At 36.5% G+C, this 10,199-nt stretch carries 10 protein-coding genes and 1 riboswitch; of the genes, 4 read left to right on the top strand and 6 right to left on the bottom strand.

The genetic code is table 11. The features are described 5' to 3' along the window. On the bottom strand, positions 1-481 hold a 481-nt coding region (locus tag BA724_RS18575; RefSeq protein ID WP_245676168.1), incomplete at its 3' end, for an N-acetylmuramoyl-L-alanine amidase family protein. On the opposite strand from BA724_RS18575, the gene BA724_RS06840 reads away from it, so the two are divergent. Further along, complete coding sequence (locus BA724_RS06840; RefSeq protein ID WP_083256122.1) at positions 470-1,087, top strand: site-specific integrase; 618 nt, start codon at positions 470-472, stop codon at positions 1,085-1,087. The genes BA724_RS18575 and BA724_RS06840 overlap by 12 nt on opposite strands. 499 nt (positions 1,088-1,586) lie before the next feature. On the opposite strand, the gene BA724_RS06835 is transcribed toward BA724_RS06840, so the two are convergent. From BA724_RS06835 to fliD, 5 genes are all read right to left on the bottom strand, one after another. Continuing rightward, positions 1,587-1,826, bottom strand: a complete 240-nt coding sequence (locus BA724_RS06835) for a LexA family protein (protein WP_069937920.1) — start codon at positions 1,824-1,826, stop codon at positions 1,587-1,589. 138 nt (positions 1,827-1,964) lie between these two features. Continuing rightward, the gene (locus BA724_RS06830) at positions 1,965-2,183 is read right to left on the bottom strand and encodes a hypothetical protein (RefSeq protein ID WP_069937919.1); all 219 of its coding nucleotides are present in this window, start codon (positions 2,181-2,183) and stop codon (positions 1,965-1,967) included. Positions 2,184-2,294: 111 nt separating this feature from the next. Further along, positions 2,295-4,043, bottom strand: a complete 1,749-nt coding sequence (locus BA724_RS06825; RefSeq protein WP_083256121.1) for a methyl-accepting chemotaxis protein — start codon at positions 4,041-4,043, stop codon at positions 2,295-2,297. After that, on the bottom strand, positions 4,040-5,194 hold the full coding sequence (locus BA724_RS06820; RefSeq protein ID WP_069937918.1) for an ATP-grasp domain-containing protein: 1,155 nt from the start codon (positions 5,192-5,194) through the stop codon (positions 4,040-4,042). The genes BA724_RS06825 and BA724_RS06820 overlap by 4 nt, the downstream gene beginning before the upstream one ends. A 184-nt stretch (positions 5,195-5,378) precedes the next feature. Then, positions 5,379-5,462, bottom strand: a riboswitch (cyclic di-GMP riboswitch). 677 nt (positions 5,463-6,139) lie between these two features. Beyond that, the gene (gene fliD, locus BA724_RS06815; protein ID WP_069937917.1) at positions 6,140-7,066 is read right to left on the bottom strand and encodes a flagellar filament capping protein FliD; all 927 of its coding nucleotides are present in this window, start codon (positions 7,064-7,066) and stop codon (positions 6,140-6,142) included. 900 nt (positions 7,067-7,966) lie between these two features. On the opposite strand from fliD, the gene BA724_RS06805 reads away from it, so the two are divergent. The 3 genes from BA724_RS06805 (at position 7,967) to BA724_RS06795 (ending at position 10,037) form a co-directional block, all read left to right on the top strand. Beyond that, positions 7,967-8,632 carry a GGDEF domain-containing protein gene (locus BA724_RS06805; RefSeq protein ID WP_069937915.1) on the top strand — a complete coding sequence of 222 codons (666 nt, stop codon included), beginning with the start codon at positions 7,967-7,969 and terminating at the stop codon, positions 8,630-8,632. Between the two features lie 170 nt (positions 8,633-8,802). Next, positions 8,803-9,018, top strand: a complete 216-nt coding sequence (locus BA724_RS06800) for a hypothetical protein (protein WP_069937914.1) — start codon at positions 8,803-8,805, stop codon at positions 9,016-9,018. Between the two features lie 653 nt (positions 9,019-9,671). Then, positions 9,672-10,037 carry a DUF805 domain-containing protein gene (locus BA724_RS06795; protein ID WP_069937913.1) on the top strand — a complete coding sequence of 122 codons (366 nt, stop codon included), beginning with the start codon at positions 9,672-9,674 and terminating at the stop codon, positions 10,035-10,037. The last annotated feature ends 162 nt before the right edge of the window (positions 10,038-10,199 follow it).

The raw sequence follows: 10,199 nt of genomic DNA, 5'->3' as shown, positions 1-10,199 counted from the left end.
GATTTAATACAGTACGAGTTGAATTTTTAATAGCTGCATTGGATGGTTGATACAATTCAGATGCCAATGTAGATTCCTCCTTTTTTGGTGCAGTAATTGTCGATGGAGTACCTGCTGGCGAAGTATTTCCCGTATTGAAGGTGATACCGTAATGTTTACAAACTGTACGGGCTATCACAAGGGCACAACGCTTGCCGTAACTGTCCGATTTAAGAAGGGCAAGATCCTCTGCATTCGTCATAAATCCCCACTCAACCAATAAAAATGGCGCATCTGTTTCACGGCACATGTGCAGATCCGTCCACGTCTTTGGCACTGAGGGGAAAAGACCGGTTCCCCACACAGGAAGATCCGGAAACTCTTTTTTATACTCTGAAAGAAGTAATTCTGCCAGGGCTTTCCCTGTCTTGATTGTGTGCCAATAAAAAACACCGAATCCCCGCCGTGACGGATCCGCATTTGCATTAGCATGATGAGAAATACCAATAGCGGTTTTATCTTTGGCGTACTGAGCATTATATTGACGAGTCCGCTCATTATTGAAACAGGATTACGTAAAGGAGAAGCTGCCGCCCTTCAGTGGCCAGATGTGGATTTCGATCAGCGAGTCCTCCATATTTCCAAAACGTTAGATTTTAAAGAAAAAACAAAAGAGAAATTGTTTGGGGATACGAAAAACTATAACTCAAGACGCAGCATTACGATCAGCCAGTTACTGGTGCAGTCTCTTCAATCCCATATTCAATACCAGAACCAAAACAAGCTAATCTTGAATGATGAATATCATCATGATTTGAATTTAGTTCTTTACCGTGATGACGGCAATTTCATCCCTAGCTCTTCCCTTTTCAATGCTTTTTCCAGGGTCTTAAAACGTATTGATCATCCTCCCCTTCCGATTCATTCGCTGCGGCATACACACGCCGTTTTGCAATTGGAATCCGGAGCAGATATGAAATATGTTCAGGAGCGATTAGGTCATGGCAGCATACAGATTACCTCTGATATTTATATGTATATATCGAAGAAATTGGAGCAAAAACAAATGGATCGTTTCGAGGAGTTTACCAGGGGGATGTTTGATTAAAAAGCGTACTTAAAAAAAACCGGTCAAATTCCGGTCAAGCAATTTATAAACCTTAAAATTTATCATTTTGACCGGTAAGAAAAAACCCCTTGAAGCCAACTGGCTCAAGGGGTTGATTCTCTTAGTACATTGACATGTACTGTTCGCGCTCCGAAGGGTGTACTTGTGTGCGGAACATATACCGATACAAATTCTTATTCTTTCTTACCCTCAAAATGCCTCTATTTCAAGGAATGATAAATTCTCTGCCTATCTTAAGGAATCTTATGTCCAAAAATTTTGGTCATTACTTGGACAAAATTTTGGTCATCACTCATAAAAGCCTTCAAAACATGTTCTTCCATAAAGATGTATAAATATCATAATGGATGACCCGAAATCTTAATGAATCTCACCTCTAAAAAGGCTCTATATCAAGGTTTTAAAAAATAACTCCTAAAAACAAATAAAAAAACGCCCAAATTAGGGCGGGGAAATGACGTGGAATTCCCCGCCATTTTTATTTTTGCTTTTTTTCTATTGATATAAGCATCCTCAACGTTCTTGGCTTACCCTCCTTCCAGGTTAAGTACCCCTTCTCTTTTAATGAATCCAGATGACCTTTTACAGTTGAAGATGAAGCTAAATTTAATCGTTCACATATACCCCGAATAGCAGGAGGGTAATTTTTTTCTTCTATATATAATGCAATTTCATTCAGTACTCTTTTTTGCGCTTTTGTTAGAAGGTAATTATGCATAAGCCTCTCTCCGCTTTTTCGGCTTCGCAACCGCTAAAATGTTTTTCCGCTTAAACGTCCTAGGCCCTCCGTGTTTCATGCAATACGCCCAAATGTATTCAGAATGAAATTTTCTTACGATAATATTGCGGTCCGTAATTACGCGATCGCTGTCGTGTACATAATTACAATGGGCTTTTGCTCTTCTAATGACGCTTGAAACAGTCCATAGGTGCAAGCAATAAAGAAAGCAAAGAGAATTGACCATTGCCACGAAAAGGTGATCGTTTTTTTATATAAATCTTCGTTATTTGAACCAATTGCTTTACCTATAAAAATGCTGGATGCATTCGCGAATCCCTCAAATAAATAAGCCATAATAAATTGAACCTAAACCAATACAGCATTGGCAGCCAATAATTCTGCACCAAATTAATTTATATACTAAAATGCTTTATTAGTTGATTGAATCAGACACACAGATTCCTTTTATATTTGTTTCTCTCTCTCTGATTCTGATGCTAATTCCGTTTCCTGTAAGGTTTCAAATTTACTAACCATATTCTGTAAGGTATGAGCTACTTCTCTTAGTTTGCCGCTTTGGTGCTGTGCATTTCCTACAACTTGGTGTTGTTGCTGGGCAGTTGCTGCTATTTCCTGTATAATGGCTGTTCCCTGTTCTGAAATAACACTGATTTCCTGAATTGCCGTCAAAGCCTCTCCTGATGCATCAGAAACAAGCCGAGAATTTGTAACGATGCTTTCCGACCTCATTTCAAGGTCTTCAACCGAGCTGAAAATTCTAGTGAACAGCTGTCCACTGTTTTCGATCAGTTCGACACCTTTCATCACATCTTCTACGTTAGTTTCATTCAGGGCCAATACCTTATTTGTTTGTTCATTGATTTCTTCTACTGTTGCTGTAATATCCTGCGCTGATGTAGCCGTTTGCTGAGCCAACTTTTGTATCTCCTGCGCGACAACGGCAAACCCTTTTCCTGCTTCACCTGCACGAGCAGCTTCAATAGAGGCATTCAGCGATAATAGATTGGTCTGGGAGGACACGTTACGTATTAATTCAACAATTTCACTAATACGGGCTAACTTACTGTTTAAATCAGATAGGTTTTCTTGCGAAATTTGACCGTTATGTTTAATCGACTGAATCTGTTTAGAAATGATGTTGACCTGCTCAGAACCGCTTTGAGACAAGTGGCTCGTTTCCGTTGCCATTTCTTTAATTTGGCGTGTTTCCTGATTCATCTGCTCTACTGCTTCAGCCATCTCTCTCATTAATTTTGTAAGGGATTCCAAATGGCGTGAACGGTCTTCCGCTCCCATTGCTTCTGTTTGGGTAACGCTAGCAATCTGATCTGACGCTTCTGTTAATTCCTGAAACGAAGCAAACAGCGTGTTTCCTGATTCGCTCAGATCTTCCGCTTTCTCATACACGTTCTGAATAATCGTATTTAACTGTTGACGCATAGATTCAAAGCCTGTGGCGAGCATGCCGATTTCATCTTCCCGGTTTAAGCGAATTGGATTACGTAAATTCCCATCTGCAATATCCTGGGTAAAACCCGCCAGCCTCTTGATTGGAGCGGAAATCCGACTGCCCAGCCAAATCGCAGAGCCAGTTCCAATTAATACAGACAAGATTAAAAACAACAATGGGTATAAAACAGCTTTTTGCTGTAATGAATCAATAAATGACGCGTCCATATCAACGCCAACAATCGCATCTGTTCCTTCAACCGGTTTAAAAAAGGATTTATGGGTCCCCCACTGATCCGTGTAAATTGAACTTAACACGGTACGTCCTTGTGTAAAAGCCTCTTCCTGTTCAGGAGTAAACGGCGATTCTTGCATAAACTCATCACTGCCATTTAATGCAACAATATAATCTTGATTATTCTGGCGGGTTAACACATATACATATTCAATGCCTTCATGCTCTTTCATGAAGTCATCCAAATACGCTTGCAATAAAGGACCGCTTTCTTCTGGATTTTGTATGGCATCCTCTACTTCAGTTGAAGGAAGCGACTGCGCTAAAGTAGATCCATTTTCTTGCAGTCGCTGATTAAATTGAGACAACACGTGATCATCAAGAATCGTATTTAATAAGTTAACAAAAAATAAACAAAGCACTAATGAAAATGTTACAAAGGGTACCAAAAATCCGAGCGTTAACTGAGATTTGAGAGATTTTTTAGGGCGTATGATCGGTAGTTTCAAAATATATGCTCCATTTCATGTTTTTTATGATCATGTGTTTGAACAAAGGGCTCTAGATTCAGATGAAGTAAATAACGGTTTTCGTCTAAAGTATTGCTTTTAAAGAAAACAATCGCAAATGTCCGGTCATGAGCGGCTTGAATCGGGCGGTACTCTAAAACATGGTTAAATTCCTTTTGAAACTGCTCATGTTGAACAGATTCAACCAGTCCTTGTGAAAGGGCAAGCGGAATTTCCGCGCAGCAAAAGCTGTAAATAGATTCATCCATTCCCTCAATAATACTCTTCCAATTAGGTTTTTGCTGCGTAAAATATTGCTCGTATACATTATGCCCGTAAGCATAGTAACCGAGGTCTGTTGTACCTGCTCCTGCAAACCGCAAAGGGTTGACTTCAATAGGAATAACTATATCCCCCTGCTTTCTTATTTCAAAATGAATTGGATAATTCCGTAAGGGGATCAGTTTTTGCAATTCTGTCATAAATGAATGTGCTTGGTCGTAAATTTCTTCAATCACCTGTTTAGAAGTATAGTAAATCCGGTCTGATGTATCGTATTCATCTTTGAAAAGCCGTTTGAACATGTTTAATATAACCGGATTTCCCTGTTCATCATAATATCCATCAACTGCATACTCTTCTCCCTGAATCCATTTTTCAATAAGAAGATTTTTTTGATTGATAACAGCCGGGTCATAAAGATCTTTTGAAAGCATGATGTCCGCTTCAAACTGGCGAAGCGCTTTTTCCCACTCTTCTTTCTGCTTTACTTTATAAACGCCCACGCTGGAGTAGCCGAAAGTGGGCTTCAGTACTACAGGAAATGGGATACGATCAATTTGCAGACTGAATAGATTATCAGCCGTAACTACTTGATAAAAATAATCAGGATATATGTTAGATAAAATGGCGCGCATCTTTCCTTTGTTTTTAAACAGTTTTGACCACCTATTCTGATCACTATCTGGACAATACGCATTTAATAAAGACAAACCGCTTTCCGAATTGGTCAGCAGACGTTGTTTTTCTCCAAGGGAGTCGAAAAAGGCTGTGCAATTAACCGGATTTTCCTCCTTCAAAACAGGAACTTCTAAATGTTCCAATGTTTTTTGTAATAAAGGAGAGAGAATTTGTTCGTTTAAAATCATCATGTTGCATACTACCCTTTCCTATTGGAATTTTTTTAAGACCACCTCCCATGAACCGAATAAGTAAAAAGCCCACCCGCTTAAAGGCCTGATCCCTGTCTTAAAAACAGGGATCAGGCCTTAAAAAGGTGGACTTTTCTTACGTACAAGCTGAAAAAACATCTCTTCTAGAGATGTGTCCATCTTCTTCGGCAACCCGGCTGCCTTAGCAGTCTGCTTTAGGCCCGTGGCTTTGCGCCCTTATCTTTCAATAAGTTTGCTATTATCGGAGGATATGAGAAATTAATATAAGACTCAAACTAATTATAAAGCACGATCCGTTTATAGGCAAATATACTTAATTTAAAATGTTAAATTCTTATCCAATCAATGATTGATTCTTTTCGACTATTATTTTCAGCACACTAGTGTCGCACTAAGATATCTTACATCTTATTCTTTTTGTAACATTTATGGATCGATTGATAGTTTTCCATTGAACACTTTTCGAAGATTTCTTTGAAATTTTTAACGATAGGATCTTTATCAAAATATGTTTTAAGGTTAATTTACATTCGTTCAAAGAGTTTTTGTATTGTTTTGCGCTTCTTTTAACTGATTCAACGCGGACTTATGAAATTATCGAATCAAAAGAGCCGCTTTGGTGAGCAAATAATGATTATTCCACTCGAATTTCTTAATCCACAATTTTGGTCGACTGATGATTAAGAAATTAACTGTAACTGTCTAAAATGATTAAACGTTTTTATAAAATCGCCGTTCAATCTAACAGAAAAATGGCATGTTTTGATCAATCTTTTTCAAAACATGTTATTTTCTATTTGCTCACTCATCAAGGATTTTAGTACTAATTTGATCGAACTTTATTCCAAACCTACAGCATGGAATACATAAGAGTCTGAAAAAAGAAAAAAGGGTGGGACTATACAAAGTCCTACCCCTTTTCTTTTAGCCGAATTGTTGGTACAACCATGCGCTTTGAGAATTCATCTGGCTCATTGCTTTCTCCATAGCAGTGAACTGTTTCCAGTAACGGTCCTCAATCCCTGCTAGGCGTTGATTAAAGTTAGCCATTTGTTTAGACAAACGAAGCAGTTCTTTTCCAATTGTATTACCTGTAGGAACGCTTCCTGCACTTCCAGCCGTTTGGCTTATTTTCTTCATACCTATATTTAATGTGTCTAGCACACGTTTTGCTATTCCATTTTCATTTGTCGTCGTTCCCGCTTTTGTAAACAACTCTTTTACTGCGTCTACACCAGAGGTCGTGCTCAGTATATCACGAAGCTTGGTTTCATCTAGGGTCAGCTTGCCGTTTTCATGATACGAACCTTTGACTGAAATACCGATTTCAGATAACGTATCGAAGTTCGTATCTGTTGCCCCTGCTAGGGGGTTGCTGAGTTCAGAACGCATCTCCGTTAAAATACCCTGTAACATGGAATCATTTCTAAGCATTCCACTTCTTGCTTTCGCATCCCAACGATCTGCTTGTTTATCACTCATAGCATCTCTTTCATCATTGGTAAGTGGTTGATAATCTGCATGACGATCTTCCTTTATTTTTCCATGAATAGCAGAGGTGACCTCATTATATGTGTCTACAAATTTCTTGATTTTAGTAATGATTTCATCCTTTTCTGTTTCAGTCGGAGGGTTTGAAACTGTGAAAGAACCCTGTAGTCTGAGAGGATCAACACTATCAAAAAGGTTTTTTAATTTAACATTCATTTCCCGATAATCGTCCTGTTTCCACTCTAATTGCTGCTCCTTTCTTTCCAATTTGATTAAAGGAAGACGCTCCGCGTCCATTAAAGATTTAACAATGCTTGCCGTATCCATTCCTGAAGCCATACCGCCAATTCTTGTTACCATGTAATCCACTCCCTTTCTAATTTTGTTTAGACTTATAAAAATTTATTAATATGTGTTAATATACACCCCCCTTTCTTCACATATCGGACATTCATACTAAGATGTTTAAATTTGTATTCATAATTGATTTTTGTGATTCTTTTATGCAGTTATTTTATGTACTCTAATTCCTCGTGTACGGTTAGCAGCAATATATCGAATTTTTCATAATATTTTCTGGCATGGTAACATTTAATACATACACGTTTTTGTGTTGCTACTGGTCTCCCTCCACGTATTTTTTTCCAAAAAATTATATAGAATGAATGAAATTTTGTTTGGTTGAACAAAAACTAACGATTTACAGATATTTTTTTACTTTCTTATTTCTGAATACAGCATAAATAGAATTATGTTGTGTAACAGCAAAAACCTCCTGACTTTTAAGAGTCAGGAGGTTTTGACTTATCGTCCTTTTTTGTGACCAGCTTTTTTTCGATGAAAATCCATGAGTAATAAGTAATCCAAAATAAAATAACTACCAAAAATCCAATATCTATTCTTTCAGGATAATTAAAATATAGATATAAAAAGGCTAGTAAAACTAGTGGAAACAGAGTCCAATATTTTTTTCTATGCAAGAGATCACCTCTTTTACTAGAAACTCAAAACACTTTGTTTTTTTGGCCATTATAAACTATTCATCACTGTATTATCTACACTTATAAAGCTCTGTTGTTTAATAATAAATGCAACATAAAGAGTATTATATTGTGTTCACAGCACTCCCAAATTTTAGATTAGGAGTGCTTTTTTGCTACTTATATTAAATGGTTCAGATTTTGGCAGTACTGCAAGATGCTATATACAAGTAGTGGATTTTAAGGTATATTTTACTAATAAAATAACAAGGTGATCATAGTGAAATATACTGGAAGAATAATAACAGCAATGTTAGTCTTTATCATTAACTGTTCATATATAAGCTATTACTTTGTAGTAAATGGACATGTAGAAATCATTGAAAAAATAGGATTGCCGGTAATGGTTTCTATTGCCTGGTGGTTTGGCAAACAGTATGATAGAGCCAAGTTTTTTTCTGAAAAGGACCCATTAACTGAAGTTTATAACAGAAGGTTTGTTTATAAATCATTCTCTAAAATGGCCAGTAAATCAAAAAAGGTTAATAGCAAGATCAATACCTTGCTTATAGATATAAATAACTTCAAGAAGATAAATGATACTTATGGCCATGAAGAGGGAGATTCCGTTTTAAAAGCAGTATCTAGAACTCTTCTTGCCAATCAAAATAAATCAGAAATCATTGCAAGATGGGGTGGAGATGAATTTGTCATTGTATCTCCATCTGGTGTTTATAAAGATCAAGCAAAGATCATTGAAGAAATTGAATTTGCAGTAAGAAAAGAATTGGGAAAATGTCCGGAAATTACGCCTGATTTAGGTATAGCAATAGGGATGGCCGTATATCCAGACGAAGCAAGAACGCTAAATGAATTAATAAGTATTGCTGACAGTCACATGTATAAAGTAAAACAGAAGAATCAGAAGCCAAAAACATTGATCTAACAGCCGGTATATACTAAAAATGAAGGAATAAAAGCGGGGATTAATGCAACATAAATAGAATTTTGTTATGTTAGTTATTTTTACAAGTAAAGATTTGTATTTAAATTATTAAGTGGAAAAATATATGGTAAAGGAATATAGACACGACAACTGAAATTCGGAGGTGTAATATGGAAGCCAAGCCTTATGTCTTGAAGTATGGAGAACAATATCTACGTTCAAATAAAGGCACAGGATCTGTTCATTTAACAAGCCGTTTAGTAGAGGCTGATCATTTCAAAAGTCAAAAATCAGCTCGAATTTTCGTTCGTTCTCTAATGGCTAATTCCAAGGGTTATATGATCGATTCCAAAATTAAAGTAAATAATGTAAAAATCTTTCAGTAAAGCTATCTTAAACAGTCAATGCAACATAAATGCAATTTTGTTGTATTGAAAACGCCCCGGCTGCTTTTAATAGCTGGGGCATTTAATGTGCAGTAAGTACGAACTGTTGTTTAACTGTCCAGCTAAATAATTTTTCATTCTTGCTCCAATCCATTATTTATCACAAGGTTATGTGGTAAGATAACAATGAATAAATTTAAGCTATATGGCTGATTAGCAACCAGTCGTGATAATGTTGATTATTGAAATAGATGGTATGTTTCATCAAGCCTTACTGACAGGTAAGAAATGTTCTAAAACACAATTAAGAAAAATGTATTTTCAAGCCAAAGAATTAACTTACGAAATAAGGGATTTTCCTCAAGTATTTTGCAGGCTGCATCATTTTGACCAAATAACTTATACGGAAGATATAACGATTGATTTTGTACTGGATACTGATACAGACAGAATTTACTCACCTTCATATTAGGCTATTTGAAAACCTTTAATTTTAAAGGTTCTCTTTAATTTCAGCTAAGTATCCGCATCATACGTTTCTAAAAATTAATCAACAGTACCGGTCTGCTATTGATCCACTTTTCATGTATACAAAACATTACCAGCACACTATACTATTCTAGTATTTTAAAAAACAGAAAAGGGGAACAAGGATGAAATGGTTTATATTAGCCATGAAAAACTCGTTTAATTTCACGGAGAGAGCAAGACGGAAAGAATATTGGATGTTTATTTTAATCACATCTATTATTAGTATCGCTCTCAGTATTTTTGAAACATCGGTTGGACTAGAATTTACAGAAGATGTTGGAATTTTTAGCACTCTTTTTTCTATCATTCTTATTATTCCAAGCATTTCAGTGACAGTACGCCGACTTCATGATATTGGCAAAAGTGGATGGTGGGTACTTATTAATCTAATACCTATAATTGGCCAAATTGTTCTTCTGGTGTTTACGATTAAAGACAGCACACCAGGAACTAACGTTTACGGACCAAATCCAAAAGAAGTAGTCTAATCAAAAAAGTTTTATATTCAATATCGGTCCACTATTGATCTATAAAACGAAATACAACATAAATGATATTTTGTTGCATTCACGCAGATACAAGAAAACAGGCGCTACCCCTTGGTTATCAAGGGACAGCGCCTGTTTTTATTTGGCTGCTGATATTTAAAT

This window comes from Domibacillus iocasae (assembly GCF_001750285.1).
Lineage (GTDB): Bacteria > Bacillota > Bacilli > Bacillales > Domibacillaceae > Domibacillus > Domibacillus iocasae.
The sequence above is the reverse complement of the archived record's forward strand: the minus strand, read 5'-3'. Positions and strand labels throughout refer to the sequence as shown.